This window comes from Sphingobium yanoikuyae, from assembly GCF_013001025.1.
In the GTDB taxonomy this organism is placed as follows: domain Bacteria; phylum Pseudomonadota; class Alphaproteobacteria; order Sphingomonadales; family Sphingomonadaceae; genus Sphingobium; species Sphingobium yanoikuyae_A.
The window spans coordinates 25,564-43,136 of record NZ_CP053023.1 but is presented as its reverse complement, the minus strand read 5'-3'; the positions used below and the strand labels follow the sequence as shown (position 1 = coordinate 43,136).

The following is a 17,573-nucleotide window of genomic DNA, read 5'->3' as shown; positions in this document are numbered from 1 at the left end:
GAGAAAAGTGCAGGCCCGCTGGCCGCACGCGCAGTGCCGGGCTCGTCGCCCGGCTGAACAAAATGGGAGGAAGATCCTATGCAGGCGTGGATAGCCGCGCTCTCGACCTATTCCGCGACGCGCGAGACGATCCTCCAGCATCGATTTCTCGCCGATGTCGGCGGCGAGCTATGGCGCCGCGGCGAGTTCGATTTTTCGGTCTCGCACAGCGAGGTCGACAATAGCGGCTATGACCTCATCATCGAGGCGCGCGGCATAATGCGGCATGTCCAGCTCAAGGCGATGCATGGACAGGCCAGACGGCGCAGCTTCGACATTCAGACCCGGTTGGGCGCCAAGCCCAATGGCTGCGCCGTGCTGATCCGGCATGATGCGCGCAGCCTCGCGGTCGAGGCCTATCGCTGGTTCGGCGGACCGCCCGGCCAAGGCCTGCCGCCGTTAGGGGAGAAGGTCACCCGCCATGCCAAGGGCAATGCGCTCGGCCATAAGGCGGACCAGCCGGCGCTGCGCGAGGTGCCACTCGCGCGCTTTGCGCCCGTCAGCGATATCGCGGCGCTGGTGGTTCTGATGTTTGGGCCCTGGCCCGAGGCGGGTTAGGCCGCGTTCGCGGCCTGGGGCGCGTGCCAGCGCGCGATGATCGCCTGCATCTCGTCGCCATAGCCGAGCGCATCGATATAGAGGGCGCCCGGATGCTGGGCGACAAAGCCCACGATCGCCGCGATGTCGCGCGCCACGGCCGTGTCCAGCGCGAACAGGTCGGCGACCGGGAAGTCGCCCAGCTCGGGTCCGTTCCACCAGGCCATGAGAAAGCGGGCGACCCGCCGCGCCTGCCCGGTATCGGACAGGGCGAGGGGAACGAGCCGGTCGCGCGCGGCCAGCGCGCTGCTGCGGTCGGTGGGAATCGTTGTCATGATGATACTGTCTCATCAAAGCCCGGCCGGGCCAAGGGCTCTTGGGGGAAAGGAGCGGCATCCCCCACGACGAGCGGCGGCACAACGAAGTCGGCCGCATCGAAATAGGCGAGCACGGCGTCGAAGCTTGCCAGGCGTTCGAGCGCCGCGCGGCCGATCACGACATAATCGTCTTCGTCGACCGGGTAGGAGATGGGTTCGCCTGCGCCCGTGAACACCACGCGCTCTGCGCCCCATTGCGAAGGATAGGCGCCCGACCAGCGCGCAAAGGCGATGCCGTGCTCGGCGCACCAGGCTTCGAGGGCCTCGAACCGGCCGTTGGCGACTTCGTGGGCGAAGAGGCTGAGAGCAGTGCCAGGAATATGGTGGTCGGCCTCGAACGGCTCGCCGTCCCATTCGGTCGACAAGGCCTCGGCGGTGATGAGCGCTGTGAGCGCCTCATAGGCGTAGGGTGAGAGGGTGCCGCCGAGCGTGATCGACGCGGAAACGCGGTTTGCCATGGGTGAGCTCCTGAAAAGAAGGTGGTCGGCCTCGCGCGAGATCATGCGCAGAGGGCCGCGAGGGCTTGGGCCGCGCAAGCGGGATAGGCGGCTGCGATATTGGCATGGAGATGCGCGAAGTCCGGGATCGGAAATTGCCCTCCGCTGGTCGGCCGGGTCGTCATGAGCGCGCCGATGACGATCTCCTCGAGCCCGGCGCGCCGCTCCAGCACGTCGCCGCCCTGCGCATAGCGGATCGGCGCGGTGAAGCCCGCTTCGATCCAGGTCGTCAGGCCGTTTTCGGCGGCCTCGACATAGGCGGCGACCTCGGCCCGGTCCTGCGCGAAGCGCCAGACCTTGAGACCGAGGGTCAGGTAGCGCCCGAAATCATGGGCGTTGCCGATAGCGACGAGCGCACAGCCCTCGGGCGGAGGACCGAAGCGGGCCTGGATGGCGGCGCGATAGCTCTCCACTTCGAGGCGGTTGCACGCATCGAAGTCGGGCGTGTGGCCGATCTGGGCGCAGTCTTCATTCGCCGGCGCGGCGCCGATATCAAAGATGCTGAACATGAAATCCTCCGGGGGATTGGGGGGCCTGGCGTCTGACGGCAGACCCGCGCTGGGAGCGGATCTAGTCGATCGCGCCGAAGATTTTCGCGGCCTCGGGATGGTCGCCGGCATAGTCGCGCAGGCGGTGGTAGGCCTCGGCGAGATGATCGTCTTCGACCTCGAAGGAGAGGTGCGAAAAGGCGAAGAGCGTGGCGATGATGCCCGCAGCGTCGGCGGAGACGGTGCCCTCATAGCCGTTGCTGTTGCAGCAGATGCGATAGGCCGGTCGTCCGGCGGGGACGAGATAGAGCGGGTGCCCCGCCCGTTCCATGAACTGCCAATAGCCGCCGCCATAATCGGCCGAGAGCCACTGCAGGAAGGAATAGACCAGCGTCTCGCCCTGGAAGAAATGACGGCGGCCAAAAAGTGCAGGGAGAAATGCGCCGCGCCGCGCGTCGGGTACGAGGGTTGCGGCGTTGCAGGGGGCATCGGCGATAGCGGGGAGAGTGTCTGTCATGGGGAACTCCGACAAAGGGACCGGCCCGGACGCTCCTTTTTGCGGCAGGACCATCATCACCGCTCCCCCTCCCCTCACAGCGCCGCGCGAGCGGCGGCAGGACGACAGGGCCCGCTTCGCAGGCGTGCGAGGCGAACCCTGTCGGGGGCAGAGGCGATGGCGATCAGTCCGCGAAGGCAGGCGGGGCCGAGCTGGCGCCCAGCACGTCGGGTTCGCTCTGTCCGGCCTGGGAGGCGTCGTTGCCCGGCAGCGGCGGCAGGCCATCATCGGCGGGCATCGCCATTTCGGCGGGAAGTTCCCGGCGGCGCGAGGGGCGCGACCAGACCACATTGTAGGAGCCGTCCTGCTGCTGGAACAGCGAGACATAGAGCGGCTGGGCGAAGCTCGGGTCCTCGATCTTGCCGTTGTAGAAGATGAGGCCGCTCTCGCGCGAGGCGAGCTCGAACAGCGCGCCGACGCGGACCCAGGCGCGCGCAGCCGACAGCGCCATCACCTCGAACTTGGGTGCGTTGGGATTGGCCGAGTGGACCGGGCGGAGCGCGATGGTGAGCTCGACGGTCAGGGTGGAGACACGGCCGACGAGGTGGCCGGCGGCGTTCTTGGCGATGGAACCGATGTTCATGGGACTTCTCCTTGGAAAGCGTCCTCGAACCCCTTGTCCGGGACGCCAGTCCCTCACCCCCTCCTCTCCTCGGCCGTTCGGCCGAGCAGGCGCCGCCAGGCGCCCATCATCGCCCGCGCCTGCCCGTGGGCGATGGCCTGAAACTGGCCCGTCTTGTCCGCGCCGTCCGGTCTTGAAGCCTAATGCTGCGAACCGAACAGGATTCGCTTGACCTCAATCTGGTGCTCGCCGTCGCGCTGCCCGGCGGCTGCGTCCATGTCTGCGCGCAGACGTCTGGCCAGATCATCCGGTATAAGCGCATAGGGCGCGACAAGCGCGATGGCGGCCTCGGGATCGAGCAGTTCGCCCGGTTCGGTGCCGACCCACAGCAGGATTCGCCATCCTCATCCCCCTCCTCAATATCGTCCCGCACGCTCTCGGCCTCGGGATCGTCGGCCTCGGGGGTATGCGAGAAGACCTGCGCGAAGAGGGTCTGGAGCGGGCGGTCGAAACCGACGACGGCGCGCAACACCTCTGGGCACTCGGGGCGGGGCGCAAGCCTATGACGGCTCATGATTTTGTCCTCCTCGCAAATTGCTTGAATGGTTGGCGCTGCGACATCGCCGCCATATCTTCCCAGGTTCAATCCCAAGAAGGAGACAGCCATGGGCAAAGCCACCGAAGGGCATATCGATATCGGCATCGACGAGAAGGACCGCGCGGCCATCGCCGAAGGTCTCTCCCGTCTCTTGGCCGACACCTATACGCTCTACCTCACCACCCACAATTTCCATTGGAACGTGACCGGCCCGATGTTCAACACGCTCCATGACATGTTCATGGTGCAATATACCGAGCTGTGGAACTCGGTCGATCTCATCGCCGAGCGCATTCGTTCGCTGGGACACAAGGCGCCGGGCTCCTACGCGCAGTTCAGCGAACTGGCATCGATCGACGATGCGCCCGCCGATCCGCCCAAGGCGCTCGACATGGTCGCCATCCTGGTGACGGGCCATGAGGCGGTGGCGCGCACCGCGCGCTCGATCTTCCCCCTGGCTGACAAGGCGAGCGACGAGCCCACCGCCGATCTTTTGACCCAGCGGCTGACCGTGCACGAAAAGACGGCCTGGATGCTACGCTCGCTGCTGCAGAACTAAGCGACTGACCGTTATCCGACAGGGTGCCCGGCCTCTGTGCGCCCTGTCGGACGAGGCGGCTCCTAATTTGCTCGGCCTGGGAAACTCAAACTGTCCCCGGGGGTTTGTCCGTCATACCTGCCCAGCGTCCGGCGTGGGCGGGTTCACCGACATGACCAGTGACAGGAGCTCCCATGCCCAGGAAACCCGCGACCGATACCGCTGTGATCGTTCCGGCCGACATCGCTCCGGGGAAGCCGGTGTCCGGGGAATCCCGGCAGAAGGCCTCGCCCGTGCCTCCCGACGCACAGCTGTCCGAAAGCTATGCTGAAAAACAGGGCGACGGCGGCGAGACCCATCAGGTCGCGGCCGACGGCGCGCCGGCGCTCACCACGAGCCAAGGGGTTCCGGTCGCCGACGATCAGAACAGCCTGAAGCAAGGCGCGCGCGGTCCGACGCTGCTCGAGGATTTTCATTTTCGCGAGAAGATCTTTCACTTCGACCATGAGCGGATCCCCGAGCGCGTGGTCCATGCCCGCGGCTATGGCGCGCACGGCTTTTTCGAGCTGACCGACAGCCTCGCCGACATCAGCCGGGCGGACATCTTCCAGCGCGTGGGCGAGCGCACGCCCGCCTTCGTTCGCTTCTCGACCGTGGCGGGCTCGAAGGGTTCGTTCGACCTGGCGCGTGACGTGCGCGGCTTCGCGGTCAAGCTCTATACCAAGGAAGGCAACTGGGATCTGGTCGGCAACAACATCCCGGTCTTCTTCATCCAGGATGCGATCAAGTTTCCCGACCTCGTCCATGCGGCAAAGCCCGAACCCGACCGCGCCTTCCCGCAGGCGCAGACCGCACATGACAATTTCTGGGATTTCATCAGCCTGACCCCCGAATCCATGCACATGATCATGTGGGCCATGTCGGACCGGGCGATCCCGCGTTCATTCCGCACGATGGAGGGCTTTGGCGTCCATACCTTCCGGCTTGTCAGCGCCGAGGGCAAGTCGACCTTCGTCAAGTTCCACTGGAAGCCCAAGCAGGGCCTGCAGTCGGTGCTGTGGAACGAGGCGGTCAAGATCAACGGCGCCGACCCGGACTTTCATCGCCGCGATCTGTGGGAAGCGATCAATGGCGGTGACTTTCCCGAATGGGAGCTCGGCGTCCAGCTGTTCGACCAGGCGTTCGCCGACCAGTTCGATTTCGACGTGCTCGACGCGACCAAGATCATTCCCGAAGAGATACTGCCCGTCCGGGTCGTGGGCCGTCTGGTGCTCGACCGGGTGGTCGACAATTTCTTCGCCGAGACCGAACAGGTTGCTTTCTGCACGCAGAATGTCGTGCCGGGTATCGACTTCACCAACGACCCGCTGCTCCAGGGGCGTAATTTCTCCTACCTCGATACACAGCTCAAGCGCCTGGGCTCGCCCAATTTCACGCATATCCCGATCAACGCGCCCAAATGCCCCGTCGCCCATTTCCAGCAGGACGGTCATATGGCGATGACCAACCCCCGGGGGCGGGTCAATTATGAGCCCAACAGCTGGGGTGCGACGCTCGGCGGACCGCGCGAGGATCCGGTCCGGGGGTTCCGAAGCTTCGCCGAGGAAGCGGATGGCGCCAAGCTGCGCATCCGCCCGGAAAGCTTCGCCGATCACTACAGCCAGGCTCGGCAATTCTATGTGAGCCAGGAGCCGATCGAGCAGAAGCATATCGCTGATGCCCTGGTTTTCGAGCTCAGCAAGGTCGAACGCCCGGACATTCGCGCCCGTGTCGTCTCGCACCTCATCAACATCGACGACGGCCTGGCCGGCACCGTCGCGGACGGCCTGGGCCTTCCCGAATTGCCCGCGCCCGCGCAGGCTGCGCAGCCGACCCGGAGCGATTTGCCGCCGTCGGACGCGCTGTCGATCGTGAAGAACGGACCGCCGAGCTTCAAGGGCCGCAAGCTTGGCATTCTCCTGAGCGACGGCGCCGATGCCGCGCTGTTTGGCGGCCTCGTCAAGGCGCTCGACAAGGTGGGCGCGGTCTATGACGTGATCGCCCCCAAGATCGGCGGCGTGACGCTTGATGATGGCACCAAGGTTGCGGCCAAGCAGAAGATCGACGGCGGAGCTTCGGTGCTGTTCGACGCGGTGGCCATCGTCGTCTCGGCCGACGGCGCTGCGCTGCTTGCCGATGACGCGGCCACGCAGGACTTCGTGCGCGATGCCTTTGGCCATTGCAAATATATCGGCCTCACGCTCGATGCGCAGCCGATCTTTGCCAATGCCGGCATCCTCGAGAAGCTCGACGATGCCTGTATCGAGCTTGGCGCCGCCAAGGATGCGGCGGCCTTCGTCGACACGATCGCGGCGCTGCGCTTCTGGCCCCGCGAACTCAAGGTCGACATGGATGCCAAATGAGCCCGGCGATCTGCCGCCCCTGCCCTCGCCCGAGCGGCTGCGCGAACTGATGTTCGATGCGGCGCAGCTGGGACGGACCGACGTGCTGCCGGCCCTGCTGCATGCGGGCTGCGCGGTCGAGGCAAAGGATGAGCGGGGCTATACCCCGCTCATCCTGGCGGCCTATCATGGGCATGACGAGGCCGTGGCGCTGCTGCTCGATCACGGCGCCGATCCCGAGGCGGGTGATGCCGCGCGCGGCAATACCGCGCTGATGGGCGCGGCGTTCAAGGGCTTCACATCGGTCGCCCGGCTGCTTCTCGAGCGCGGGGCAGACGCCGAGACGACCAACAAGGCCGGCCAGACTGCCCTCATGCTCGCCGCGCTGTTCGACCGGCGAGAGATTGCCGATCTCCTGGTCGCGCAGGGCGCGGACCCCGAGCGGTGCGACGCCGCGGGCAACTCGGCGCTGTCGGTTGCGCGAGACCAGAACAACGCCGCCATGGGCGAGCATTTGCGCGGCGCTTGTCCTGCATCTCGGCCTGGGAGTTGGCGGGCAGAAAGCGCCATTCTCACATCGTAGGAGGGCGTGGGAGCGTGCAGGGGCGACCATGTCCGATGGTATTGGGCGCTGCATCGCCGTCATTGGCCGCCCTTATCGCGGTCTGCCCAACGCGGTCTGCCCAACGCGGTCTGCTCAAGGAAGCGCTGGCTGATCTGGGGATGCGATGCGCGGTCGGCGACAGGGGGCAGTAGGACGCGGAGAAAAGGGCGGCTGCTCTTGTCGGGCGGTGCCCGGGAGACGCCGCAGGCGATAGGCGCGTTCGATGGCTGCGACGGCGTGGCCGGCCAGCAGACACTGGGCTTCGAGCGAAAGGGGCGCAGCGCCCACGAACGCGAGGGTGACACCGGCGTCGCCGCGGCGCTCGAAACGAAGAGTACCCTGGGCGCAGACCGCAAGTCCTGCTTCAAAGTCGAGCGACCAGAGCCCGGGTGTTGTGTGCGAATCCATGCACACTTGTACCGCAAAATGACGAAAGGCTGGTTATGGCGACGGCGTTCAAAACCCTAGACATTGGTCGCATGGCGCTTGACCCCGCCAAGGCGTCGCGCGAGAGCGCGGGCGTCACGTGCTCGTGCGCCGGATCCGGTGCGCGACATGCCGGGCCGCGCCTTCGGCGCTGCTGATCGCTTTGCCGGCGGCGGCCGCCGCCTGGCGCGCGCCGGCCTGGCGCAAGAGGGTGCGCGCTTCGCGCAGGCGCTCGACAGCGTTGGCGATGGCCTGGCCCTGCTCGGGCGAGGCAGGCGTGATGGGACGCATGGTTGACCTCCTTGGTGGATAAGCTTGTGGTCAGAGCCGGCATAACGGGTGGGTATGCTGTGGGCGCGCGGTGCACATGTCGCGGGATGGCGCAGCGCAGCGCGGCTGCCTAGAGACGGCTGGTGGCCTGCCCCGCGGTGAAGTCGGCGAGCCATTGCTCCATGGTCGGCCGTTCGCTCACCGGCACGAGCGCGGCCGCGTCCTGGAAGCGCAGCAGCTCGGTGGGAGCGGTCCGCAGGATCTCGCCGATCTCGGCCTCGGGCAGCAGCTGCTCGGCACGGATAAAGTCGGTGATCCGCCCCGGACGGGTTCGGGTAGAGCGCCGCCAGAGCCCCTCGACCGTATGGAGACGGGGGGCCGCACGCGCCTCGATGAGCACGATGAGGCGCAGGCACCAGGCCGGCAGGGCGCGGACCTCGTCGGGCTTGATGGCGCCGCAGAAGAAGCAGGACGACTTGGGCGGGACCGGCAGGCCGGCTTGCGCAATCCGGGCCTCGCAGCGTGCGCGCGTCCAGCCCCAGTCGCGCAGCGGATAGCGGCACTCGAACAGCGGGTCGTCGATCCCGGCGGCATGGCGGTAACGGCGTGCGTCGGCGGGCGAGGCATCGTAGCCGATCAGGCGCACGACCTTCCGGCCCGCCGCCCAGGCGGCCTTGGCCGGCGGCCATTGCTTGAGGAAGGCGTCCTGGGGCGCGACCTTCCATTTGAGCGAGCAGCTGTGACGGCCCAGGCTAATGCTCGGCAGCGTCGCGTTCGCCAGCAGGTTGGTGAGGATCGTCGCATAGGGCGGATAGTGCTTGAAGCGCTTGGGCCGGTAAGCAACCACTTCATAGGGAATGCCCCGGGCCGCCATCCAGGCGGCCATCATCGCCTGATATTCATAGGTATCGGGCTTTTCGGCCCCAGGGTCAGCGGTGAGGACGAGATCGGGCGTTTCGCCGCGCGCGTGAAGCTCGATGAGAAGCGCGGTGGAATCGACCCCGATGCCATAGGCGAGGATGATGGGCGCCTGCGGATCGAGGGCGATCCTGTCGGGCACGCGGCAAGGTGCCGCGTCATTAGGCAAGCGGTGCATGAGGTCTCCTTTCAGGGAGTCTGCCCGCAGGCGGGCGCTACGGACAAAAATGTGGACAGCCGCCCCGCGCGCGCGCAGCATCGCGCCGCGGGGGGAAACGAAAGATGCCGCTCAGGGCGCATATGATCGTCTACGCAGCGCCGCCCCATGACGCGGTGCGCACCGTTCAGTGCCAATGCGGATGGAAAGCGACGGCCGAACCCGACAGTCCCGCTGACTATCGCGCCACCATGGCGCGCTTGCTGGCCCGGTGGCTGGGCCATGTCGAGCCGCCGCCGGCCTGAGGGTCAGGCGAACAGCCGGCCGTCCGATGGGGTGGCGGGTGCCAGATTGAGATCCCGGCAGATCTTCCGGGCGAAGCGATCGGGCGCCATGAGGTCGCGGATCGAGGCATAATGGTTGCGCTCGCCGATATGGTCCTTTCGGCCGTGGACGCGCCGGTAGAGGATCTCGCGGTCCGGTCCCATGAGGCCCAGGCTGAGCTGGACCCAGATGTCCTCGCCGTGGAGCGTGATTTCGCCGGAGACGGCAACGCCGCCCTTGTTGGACCGGACATCGAAGCTGCCCTCGGCCAGATCCAGGGCCTCGGCGAGCCGCCGCATCGCGATCCGTCCCTCGCTGTGGAAGAGGCGCTTGGCGGGCTCGTCATAGGCAACGCCGCGATAGGCGAGCGTCTTGAGCACAGGATGCCGCCGGATCTCAGCGATCGCGTCCAGGCATTCGCGGCGCAGCAGGGTGCTGGGCGGCCGGGCTTCGCACACTTGCGACAGGTGACGGATAAGGAGGATGACCGCAGGGTCGATCTCGGCGTCCTTGCCAGCGTTGCGGCAGTCGGTGATCGCGGCGCCGATCGCGTGCAATGTGGTGGTGACACTCGAGAGCGCGCTCGGGTCGAGGGCCTGCTGGTGGCGAAACGCAACATCGTAGCTCATGGGGAAAGTCTCCGAGGGGCCAAGCGATCCACGTCGCTCGTCCTCTCGGCCCCCCTCCCCTTTTTCCGGCGCCTGGCGCTGGGAGGTCCTTGCAGACTGCGGACCTTTCCGATGCGGCCACGGGAAAGAACCGCCGGATAGTCAGACGCCTCGGCAAGGTATAAAATTCCTCCGAAATGGAGAGGACTCAGGCGATGGGCATCGACATGATGGAATGCCTGCGTGGCGGCGTGTCGGACCTGCGCATCCCTGGACATCCTGAGCTTGGTGAGCGCGCGAACGAGATGGCCGGGCCGGATGCGACCGGTATCTTCAGCGTCATAGGACCGTTTCAGGTCGATCTTTTCGCGCGGGCCGTCTGCGCCACCGCCTTTTCCCGTGGCATTGTCGCGCCGCCCGAGGCGGCCGCAATCGAACTGCGCTACGTGCTAGCCCAGCCGGTCCGGTTCGACCGGCTGGTCGGAGCCGTACGCGACCGCCGGGACGCGCAGAACAGCCTGCCCGTGAAGGTGCAACGCCTGACGATGGCTGGACTTCCCGCTCTCTATCAGGTCATCGAGGGGCGTCACCGGGCCTTCGTCGCGCGCCACGCGGGCGACAACACGATCGCGGCCCGGATCGACATGGACTATCGCTGCGATCCGTCCGCCTTCTGCCTGCATGGCGATACACTAATGCGCGAGGCCGAGGGCGTGCGATGGCCGGTCTCGCCGCTTCGGCCTTGGGACCTGCCGATCGAAGCGGCGGGCGCGGCGGTGACGCCCGACCTCAACTATACGCTCCAGACCCTGGGCGTGCGTAGCCTCCCGGTCAGCAGCGCGCTCAGCTACGACCTCAATCTCGCCAGGGCCGTTCATCGCGAACTCGCCAACGCGGCCGACAAGGCCTGATCCAGGTCGATGCCGACCAGTTGACCACGCCAGATGTTCACGGTACGTTCCCACGCGAAGGGAGTTTCCGCCATGAGCATGTCCAATTTTCTCGACCGGTTCGATCTCGATATCACGCTACGGGATGCCGCGCTTGATCCCGACAATCGGCCGACGCGCCGGATGATCGCCAATGCGGCCATCGGCATGGATGCGCTCGATGCCTATTATGCCGTGCGCGAGATCCGCGAGGCGGCCCAGTGGATCCACGAGGGGCTGGCGCAAGGCAAACGGAAGCTCGCAAGCCTCCTGTCCAATCCGCAGGCCGACGACTTTCAGCGGACGATCTATTTCTGCCTGGCTGGTCGCGGCGTGGTCGAGATGCTCGACGACCTCGCCTGGTTGGAGGATCTGCTCGAGCGGCGCGGCCGGGTCGCCGGCCAGATCCACCGTGAAAAGCGAACGATCCTCCCGCTGACCAACCCCTATGTCGCGGCGGAGCCCGATGGCCCCCTCGTCGAGAGTCGTGCCGATTTTGTCCAAGGTGCGTCCTGGTGGGCGGAGCCGGTCGTCAAATCCTGAGCTGCAGGGCTGTGCCGCGTCCGGCGCCGTGCTTGGTGATCGCCATCAAGCCTCAACGTGCATCAGGTCTGCGGCCCATTGCTCGACCCATCCGGTCACAGGCGCATCATGATCGAGGTCGCCGCTTTCGATGAGCGCGCGCAGATCCTCCCGCGCTTGGGCGATCGCCTCTTCCCAAGGATCGAACCGCAGCGGCGGCGCTATCGCTGGCGCCGCGATCGGCAGGGCGCGGGCAGGCTGGCGTAGCCGCGCCCGCTGCTGCTCGACCCACCGCTCCATCTCGTCGGCGACGAGGTCATCGGACTTTCGACAACCATGCGCCCGCGCCTTGCTGCGCGCTGCGATGCCATAGGCCTGGCTGTCGATCGAGGCGACGCGGCGCGCGAAGGGTTTGAGGAAGGGAATGGCCGCGCCCTTCACGCCGAAGAGATGCAACCGCACCGCTGGCGGCAGGACGCGGTCGAGATGATCCACCACCGCGATGAGACCGGCGTCGCCATGGATGGGTCTTCGGCACATCGATCCGACACCGATGAGGGTATGACGCTCGACAAGGCCTGCGAGCGCAGTGGCGCAGCGTTCGTAATCTTGCGGCAGGCGGCCCTGGATGACCGGCAGGAACGTGCTGGCGATATTCCGATCGACAGCGCGCGCATGACATTCGATATTGGCCCGGACGGTGCGCGCGATCCGGTCGAGAACCTCCTCGCGGTCTCGGGCAACCTCCTGCTCCACGCAATAGTCGAGGCTCGCCCACCAGCGAAAGGGAAAGGCAGATGCGAGCGCGACATAGTCGTCGATGGTCCAGGGAAAGCCGCCATAGCGAGCCATGGCGCTGAACCCGGCACTGTCCAGGCAAAGACTGTGGAGACGGGTCGCATTCTTCAGGCCCTGGAGTTTCCAGCCGGCCCATTCACGTCCCTGCGCTGCGTCCACCCAGCGGGAGAAGGCGTTGGCGGAGACGAGGACCGGCAGCGCAAGGCTGCGCGCGCGGGCGAGCAGCGGGCCGGAGCGAAGATGCGGCAGCCCGACCATCAGCGTGATCGCGCGCGATTGGGATGAGGACGTAACCATGCGACATGTCCTTGGAGACCAGCCTCATCGGCAAAGCCCGCCGCCAGCCTCGGCGCGCCCAGGTGCCTGCGGGGTGTGCCGCGCGCTTCAAGCGCCGAGGTCTTGCGGAAACGGGATTATTGTCGGCGCTCGCAGGCGAGGCGTTCGCCCTTGCGCCATCGTGCGGGGGGCAGCCAGGTGCCGGCAAAGGCCCCTGCCTTGCGGCCTTGGGCCTCGGCGAAGGCCGCCTCATAGCGCGCGCGGCGCGCGGGATCGCGGCGAAGATACTGCGATTGCGGGATTGCAAGCCCGGCGCGGAGCAGCGTCTCGCCGAGGTCAGCGCCGCGAACGGTCACGGTGGCGACCGGACGGCCATAGGTTGATGAGGGCGTCAACGTGATGACCGCCTCGGCGTCGCGCAGAGCCCGTGCTGCGAGATCCTGCGCGGCCTTGCCGCACGACCAGCAGCCGTTCCGGCGCTCGCACATCTGCCTTGTCTCGAAGGCATCGATCCCGAGCAGGCGGATATCAACAGCGACTGTATCGCCGTCGAGCGCGCGGCCGCGCGCATGGAAGCTCTGGGCGTCCGACAGGCTGGAGCCCATAAGCAGGGCTGCAAAGACGCTTGAGAGCATGACCTTGCGACCCATCATGATACCATGACCGTCTCGACCTGCTCATAGCGGGCCGGGACCAGGGCCACGCGGTAGGGCTGGAGAAGATCGCCGGTGCGCACGACGCTGATCGGCCCGCCGCCGGCGGCGAACAGACGTGCAGCGACGCGCTCGGCATTCTGTCGGCTGCACAGGAGGTCGCGCTTGGCGGACCGGGGAAAGGGAAAAGGGAACATGATCAGATCCTTGTCTTCGCAGGAGGGACGGGAGGCAAGAGCGCTCAGGCGAAGAGGGTCTTGTGGACCTTGGTCTCCGGGACGATCGTCCAGGCCTGGTCCATGAAGCGGCCAATCCGGTAGGGCATGCGCGTCTCGGGATCGCGCAGGATGACCCGGCGGCCGATCCGGTCAACGATGAATTCTTCGCCCACATGCCCGTCGGAGAACCGGACCGGCGCGGGCAGCTTGATGCGAGCGCCGGTCTCGATCTTTCGGGAACGGCGGGCGAGCGCCTCGCGGCAGCGACGTCGCCAGTCGAGCGCATGCTCGTTTGTGGTCGGTGTCAGAAGATCGAGGATCGCGGCGGGACAGGCAGCCTCGCAGGGGCCCATATTTTCCGTCATATCCTTGTAGCCAAAATTTTCGCCGCTCGCGCTGCGCGGGTTCCACAGGACGAGGCAGACGATGGCGAAGACCTCGCCGCCAATGCCGTCGCGTGTCACCTGAGCGGCCGCATAATAGACGCGGTTTGCAGGGCAGGACGAGGCGAGCACCTTGAGGCCGCGCGTGCCGCCCTTGGGATGGTCGCGCTCATAGGTGAACTGGTCGTCGAGATAGGCTTTCGCGGTTGCGTGCCCCCCCATCGAATGGCGAGACATGGTGAGCCAACCCATGAGGGTTCTCCTTGGATGAGAGGGGATTACCAGTCGTAGACCGGCAGTTCGGCGATCGGTGCGCAGTCGCGGTCGAACTGCAGCCAGGCGGCGCCGGACGCTTCGGCGAGGTCGAGGCAGGCCTTGAGCGAGCCGGGCATATGCGCGCGGGCAGGAGATGCGACCCAGATGAACCAGCCATAATCCAGCCAGCGGTCCATGAGGATATGCGCCTGCCACAGCGCGGGGTTGAGGCGGGCCGCAAGCGGCGGCGGATAGGCGAGGATGGCGTCCAGTTCCGCCGCGACCTCGGCTGAGAGATGGGCCGTCGACAGGCAGGCCAGGATCTTGGTTTCAGGGGTCATGGCGGCCGCCTCATGCAGCCGCGGCAAGTGCGGGCGGCGGGGCGCTGCCCGCTTGCCCGGCCTCGCCGAACGCCGTCAGATAGGCGAAGGCCTGTTCGGCCTTGGACGCAGCGTGGATGATGGCGGTCTTGTCGGCCTTGAGGATGCCGAGCCAGTGGCCAACATAGCTCGCGTGGCTGTCGTGCAACTCGTTGGGGAGGCCAAGCTCGGCGCAGACCAGCCCGGCGGTGATCTCGGCGACAAGTTCCTCGAATGCGTAGGCCTTGTCGCCGAAGCGTTTGCCGAAGGTGCGCGCGAGCCGGTCGCCATGGCCGGTCCAATGCCCCGTTTCATGGACCCTAACGCTCGCATAATGGTCCATCGAGATGAAGCTCGAGCGCTTGGGCATCTGGATATAGTCGAAGGTGGGCGAGTAGAAGGCGCCGTTGCCGCCATGACGGACATCGGCGGGGATCGCCGCGAAGAAGCTGTCGATCGCCGCTTGCCGCAGAGAGGGGGACAGCGGCGTGGCCGGCACCTCGGGCGGGTAATAATAGCCGGGCAGGCCATCGATCTGGTCGGCGTTGAAGACGATGTAATGGCGCAGGAAGCGGATGCTGCGTTCCACGGCCTCACCGCTCACGGCGTCTGTCTCGGTCTTCTTGAACGAGGAATAATAGAGGGACAGGGCACCCTGCTCTCCGCGGCGGACCTGCGCGCCGAGCTCGCTCGCCTGCCGATAGGTCATCCAGTAGCGCGACCGGTAGCCGTGCATGTCGCCGAGCGCCCAAAGCAGGAGATTGTTGATCCCCGTATAGGGCGTGCCGCAGTGCCGGAGCGGCCGGCCGCCGCTGCCACTCGTGCGCCAGGGCCGGGTCCAGGGCGGTACGCCCTTTTCAAGGCGATCGATGATGATGGCGCTGATTTCGGCCGCGGCATCCCGGCCGGTTCGTGCAGGCTTGGACATGATGGAAAACTCCTCACAGACGAGACGACCACCGGCGCGAGAACACGCCGGTGGTCGCTTGCGGACAGGATTTGAGGCTCAGGCCTCGGCGGCGGCGAGTTCGTCTTCGTCGGCCTCGGCCGGCGCGGAAGCCGTCGGCCCGGCGGTCACCGCGTCACCGTCGTCGGTCTCGCTGTCATCAGCCCCGTCGCTTTCGGCCACGTCCGGGTCGCCAAACGCATCAAGGGATTCCTCTGCCTGTTCCGGCACGCGATCCAGGAAGCGCATGGCATTGGGGACCCAGGCGAGCGCCGCCTCCTTGACGTCAGGCTCGACGATCGACTCCCCGGCAAAGAGCTTTTCGCAGCTCGCGGCGATCTCGCCCTTCTTGAGCGTGGCATGGCGCGCGGTCAGGGAGCCCCCGCCGACATCGTTGAGCAGGGTGAGGATCGTGCCCTTGTTGACCCGGTCGAAGAAGTTCTCCGCGGTGGGCCGCCACCAGGCGGCGACATCGATCTCGAGGATCGAGGCGAGGCGGTTCTGCAGCGGGATCTGTTCCGCCTTGAAACCGCCCTTGGCCTCGAGCGAGACGGCGACGATATAGGCGAGCCAGGCTGCCTTGGCGTCGTCGCCGAGCGCGCGGAAGGCCTCGAACCGCTCCACGATATCGGCCGGTTCCGTCCAGGCCGCGTCGAGCCCGTCATGGGCCTCGGCGAGATACTGCCGCGCGCGGGTCACCGGCATATCACCCGAGACCGGGTCTTGCGGTGCTCCGGCCCGCAGCGTCGAGCCATAGTGGACGCTGTGGTAGCCGGTATGACGCGTGGACTGGCTGCGCGCGTCGATCATCGTGAAGAGGGCATAGTCGAGCGCGAGCGCGGGTTCGGCGAGGAGCGAAGCCGCCAGGATGTCACGGCGCTGCATGGCGAGTTCGTCGTAGAGCCGGGCGCTGAGCGGCTTGCCGCCCGGACCCACGGCTTCCTCGGGCAGGCTGGGCGCCTCCTTGTCGGCCCCGCCGATGCGGAAACCGCCTGCCAGGCGCTCGCCCTCTTCGCCGCCCTCGCCGTCGTCCTCCTCACCCTCGCCCTGCGCCTCGTCATCGATGCGCTGGATGGGCTGTTCGCTGAAGAACTGCGTGTCGAGGCGCATTTCGCCCTGCGGGGTCAGGAGGAGGAACGCGCCGACATGCGGCTTGAGCTCGTCGGGCAGCACCGGCAGCCGGTTCTCGATGGCTTCGGCCTCGGCCATCAGCGCGTCGTCCTCGCTGTCGAGTGCCTTGAACTGATCCTCGTCGAGCGCCTCGTCCTGCATCAGCTCTTCGAGCTCGCTGCGCCGCGCCTCGATCGCTTCCAGGCGCGCGGCCTGCTCGTCGGTCAGTTCGGGCGGATCGAGCATGACGCGGTAGAGATCCTGCGCGTGGTTATAGGCATAGCTGCTTGCGATCGGCCGGATCCAGGCGAGCCCGGATTCCTCGCCGATGCGCTTGGCCTCGGCTTCCATCATCTCGGCAGCGACGCCCTTGGCGATCTCGGGATCGATCCAGCGGTCGCCGCCCTCGCTGAAGAGGTCGCGATCGACCCGGCCGCCGGCGGCCGCATAGCGGTCCTCGCCGATCAGGAGCGCGATCGGTTCGTTGGATTTAAGGGCGTCGTTGGCGATGACGCGGCGGATGGAATCGGCGTTGACGTAGCTGTTCTGGCCGTAGGTGCTCCAGACATCGAGCTGCTTGTCGTGGCTTTCCGTCGAGGCATAGGCCTTGGCGATGTCGAGCGTAATCGCGCCCGAGGCCAGCGCGTCGAAGATCGGCTCGGCCAGCGAGGCCAGGCGCAGGCGGCCTTCGACGAAGCGGCGGGTCTTGCCGAAGCGTTTGGCGACCCCGTCGATGTCGGCGCCCTTGCCGATGAAATGCTCATAGGCGCGGCATTCTTCGGCGGGGGTGAGCGGCAGCTGGTGATAGGTGGCGGCGAAGGACGTTTCGCTCAGATGCGCGATGTCGCCTGTGATGACGCGCACCGGCACGTCATAGTCGGCCGCGACGATCGAACCCGCCTCGACCAGGCGCATCAGTGCGCGCCAGCGCCGTCCCCCGTCGAGCACTTCGAACGTGCCCTTGGGCTTGGCCGGGGTCACCAGCATGTTCTGCAGGATGCCGCGGGCCTCGACGTCGGGGGTGAGTTCGTCGAGACGCAGCCGGTCTTCCGAAACCTTGCGCACATTGATCGGCGAGAGGCGGAGCTTGTTGAGTTTGACGCTGTCGATCACTGGAAGTCTCCTTGATGCCCGGATCATCCCGGGACACCCCTTCCGACCCCCCTTCTCTTTGCAGCGGCCCCGCCGCTGGCCGTTTCGGTCGCCTCGGCTGTCCGACCGGGGGCAGCGCCCTGTGGTGCGAC

At 66.7% G+C, this 17,573-nt stretch carries 23 protein-coding genes; 8 read left to right on the top strand and 15 right to left on the bottom strand.

Annotated elements, in window-relative coordinates; genetic code table 11:
* Nucleotides 1-78 precede the first annotated feature (78 nt).
* Nucleotides 79-597 (top strand): hypothetical protein, encoded by a 519-nt coding sequence (locus tag HH800_RS27270; protein ID WP_048938250.1) that lies wholly within the window; start codon nucleotides 79-81, stop codon nucleotides 595-597.
* On the opposite strand, the gene HH800_RS27265 is transcribed toward HH800_RS27270, so the two are convergent.
* From HH800_RS27265 to HH800_RS27245, 5 genes are all read right to left on the bottom strand, one after another.
* Entirely contained in the window at nucleotides 594-911 is a 318-nt protein-coding gene (locus HH800_RS27265) for a DUF7673 family protein (protein WP_048938251.1), read from the bottom strand. The two genes, HH800_RS27270 and HH800_RS27265, sit on opposite strands and share 4 nt — an antisense overlap.
* A complete protein-coding gene (locus tag HH800_RS27260; RefSeq protein ID WP_048938252.1) occupies nucleotides 908-1,411 on the bottom strand; it encodes a hypothetical protein in 504 nt (167 codons plus the stop codon). The genes HH800_RS27265 and HH800_RS27260 overlap by 4 nt, the downstream gene beginning before the upstream one ends.
* A 41-nt stretch (nucleotides 1,412-1,452) precedes the next feature.
* Nucleotides 1,453-1,959 (bottom strand): hypothetical protein, encoded by a 507-nt coding sequence (locus tag HH800_RS27255; protein ID WP_048938253.1) that lies wholly within the window; start codon nucleotides 1,957-1,959, stop codon nucleotides 1,453-1,455.
* Nucleotides 1,960-2,020: 61 nt separating this feature from the next.
* The gene (locus tag HH800_RS27250; RefSeq protein ID WP_048938254.1) at nucleotides 2,021-2,455 is read right to left on the bottom strand and encodes an antirestriction protein; all 435 of its coding nucleotides are present in this window, start codon (nucleotides 2,453-2,455) and stop codon (nucleotides 2,021-2,023) included.
* A gap of 163 nt (nucleotides 2,456-2,618) precedes the next feature.
* Entirely contained in the window at nucleotides 2,619-3,077 is a 459-nt protein-coding gene (locus HH800_RS27245; RefSeq protein WP_048938255.1) for a DUF736 domain-containing protein, read from the bottom strand.
* Nucleotides 3,078-3,259: 182 nt separating this feature from the next.
* Here HH800_RS27245 and HH800_RS29535 point away from each other — a divergent pair, with 182 nt between their 5' ends.
* From HH800_RS29535 to HH800_RS27225, 4 genes are all read left to right on the top strand, one after another.
* Nucleotides 3,260-3,622: a hypothetical protein gene (locus tag HH800_RS29535; RefSeq protein ID WP_066702628.1), complete on the top strand. Its 363-nt coding sequence runs from the start codon at nucleotides 3,260-3,262 to the stop codon at nucleotides 3,620-3,622.
* A 99-nt stretch (nucleotides 3,623-3,721) separates the two neighbouring features.
* Nucleotides 3,722-4,213 (top strand): Dps family protein, encoded by a 492-nt coding sequence (locus tag HH800_RS27235; RefSeq protein ID WP_048938256.1) that lies wholly within the window; start codon nucleotides 3,722-3,724, stop codon nucleotides 4,211-4,213.
* A 173-nt stretch (nucleotides 4,214-4,386) separates the two neighbouring features.
* On the top strand, nucleotides 4,387-6,594 hold the full coding sequence (locus HH800_RS27230; RefSeq protein ID WP_048938257.1) for a catalase: 2,208 nt from the start codon (nucleotides 4,387-4,389) through the stop codon (nucleotides 6,592-6,594).
* Entirely contained in the window at nucleotides 6,584-7,156 is a 573-nt protein-coding gene (locus tag HH800_RS27225; RefSeq protein ID WP_048938258.1) for an ankyrin repeat domain-containing protein, read from the top strand. Before HH800_RS27230 ends, HH800_RS27225 begins: the two co-directional genes overlap by 11 nt.
* Nucleotides 7,157-7,699: 543 nt before the next feature.
* Here HH800_RS27225 and HH800_RS27220 read toward each other — a convergent pair.
* Entirely contained in the window at nucleotides 7,700-7,894 is a 195-nt protein-coding gene (locus HH800_RS27220) for a hypothetical protein (RefSeq protein ID WP_036529763.1), read from the bottom strand.
* Between the two features lie 109 nt (nucleotides 7,895-8,003).
* Nucleotides 8,004-8,969, bottom strand: a complete 966-nt coding sequence (locus HH800_RS27215) for a hypothetical protein (RefSeq protein ID WP_169863509.1) — start codon at nucleotides 8,967-8,969, stop codon at nucleotides 8,004-8,006.
* Between the two features lie 104 nt (nucleotides 8,970-9,073).
* On the opposite strand from HH800_RS27215, the gene HH800_RS27210 reads away from it, so the two are divergent.
* A complete protein-coding gene (locus tag HH800_RS27210) occupies nucleotides 9,074-9,253 on the top strand; it encodes a hypothetical protein (RefSeq protein ID WP_066704209.1) in 180 nt (59 codons plus the stop codon).
* 3 nt (nucleotides 9,254-9,256) lie between these two features.
* Here the strand turns inward: HH800_RS27210 and HH800_RS27205 are convergent, their stop codons facing one another.
* Complete coding sequence (locus tag HH800_RS27205; protein WP_169863508.1) at nucleotides 9,257-9,901, bottom strand: hypothetical protein; 645 nt, start codon at nucleotides 9,899-9,901, stop codon at nucleotides 9,257-9,259.
* 176 nt (nucleotides 9,902-10,077) lie between these two features.
* Between HH800_RS27205 and HH800_RS27200 the strand changes: the two genes are divergently transcribed.
* The gene (locus tag HH800_RS27200; RefSeq protein ID WP_048939592.1) at nucleotides 10,078-10,791 is read left to right on the top strand and encodes a hypothetical protein; all 714 of its coding nucleotides are present in this window, start codon (nucleotides 10,078-10,080) and stop codon (nucleotides 10,789-10,791) included.
* 72 nt (nucleotides 10,792-10,863) lie between these two features.
* Nucleotides 10,864-11,352 (top strand): hypothetical protein, encoded by a 489-nt coding sequence (locus HH800_RS27195; protein ID WP_048939591.1) that lies wholly within the window; start codon nucleotides 10,864-10,866, stop codon nucleotides 11,350-11,352.
* Between the two features lie 45 nt (nucleotides 11,353-11,397).
* Here the strand turns inward: HH800_RS27195 and HH800_RS27190 are convergent, their stop codons facing one another.
* The 7 genes from HH800_RS27190 to HH800_RS27160 all read right to left on the bottom strand — a co-directional run bounded on the left by HH800_RS27190 (nucleotide 11,398) and on the right by HH800_RS27160 (nucleotide 17,442).
* The gene (locus HH800_RS27190) at nucleotides 11,398-12,426 is read right to left on the bottom strand and encodes a DUF7221 family queuine tRNA-ribosyltransferase-like protein (RefSeq protein WP_048939590.1); all 1,029 of its coding nucleotides are present in this window, start codon (nucleotides 12,424-12,426) and stop codon (nucleotides 11,398-11,400) included.
* Between the two features lie 116 nt (nucleotides 12,427-12,542).
* A complete protein-coding gene (locus HH800_RS27185; RefSeq protein ID WP_048939589.1) occupies nucleotides 12,543-13,058 on the bottom strand; it encodes a thermonuclease family protein in 516 nt (171 codons plus the stop codon).
* Nucleotides 13,055-13,255: a hypothetical protein gene (locus tag HH800_RS27180; protein WP_041380157.1), complete on the bottom strand. Its 201-nt coding sequence runs from the start codon at nucleotides 13,253-13,255 to the stop codon at nucleotides 13,055-13,057. The genes HH800_RS27185 and HH800_RS27180 overlap by 4 nt, the downstream gene beginning before the upstream one ends.
* Before the next feature lie 44 nt (nucleotides 13,256-13,299).
* Nucleotides 13,300-13,911 (bottom strand): DUF6927 domain-containing protein, encoded by a 612-nt coding sequence (locus HH800_RS27175; RefSeq protein ID WP_048939588.1) that lies wholly within the window; start codon nucleotides 13,909-13,911, stop codon nucleotides 13,300-13,302.
* A gap of 26 nt (nucleotides 13,912-13,937) precedes the next feature.
* On the bottom strand, nucleotides 13,938-14,255 hold the full coding sequence (locus HH800_RS27170) for a hypothetical protein (RefSeq protein WP_048939587.1): 318 nt from the start codon (nucleotides 14,253-14,255) through the stop codon (nucleotides 13,938-13,940).
* 10 nt (nucleotides 14,256-14,265) lie between these two features.
* Nucleotides 14,266-15,201 (bottom strand): ArdC family protein, encoded by a 936-nt coding sequence (locus HH800_RS27165; protein WP_048939586.1) that lies wholly within the window; start codon nucleotides 15,199-15,201, stop codon nucleotides 14,266-14,268.
* Nucleotides 15,202-15,279: 78 nt separating this feature from the next.
* On the bottom strand, nucleotides 15,280-17,442 hold the full coding sequence (locus HH800_RS27160; RefSeq protein WP_107917700.1) for a ParB/RepB/Spo0J family partition protein: 2,163 nt from the start codon (nucleotides 17,440-17,442) through the stop codon (nucleotides 15,280-15,282).
* Between the last annotated feature and the right edge of the window lie 131 nt (nucleotides 17,443-17,573).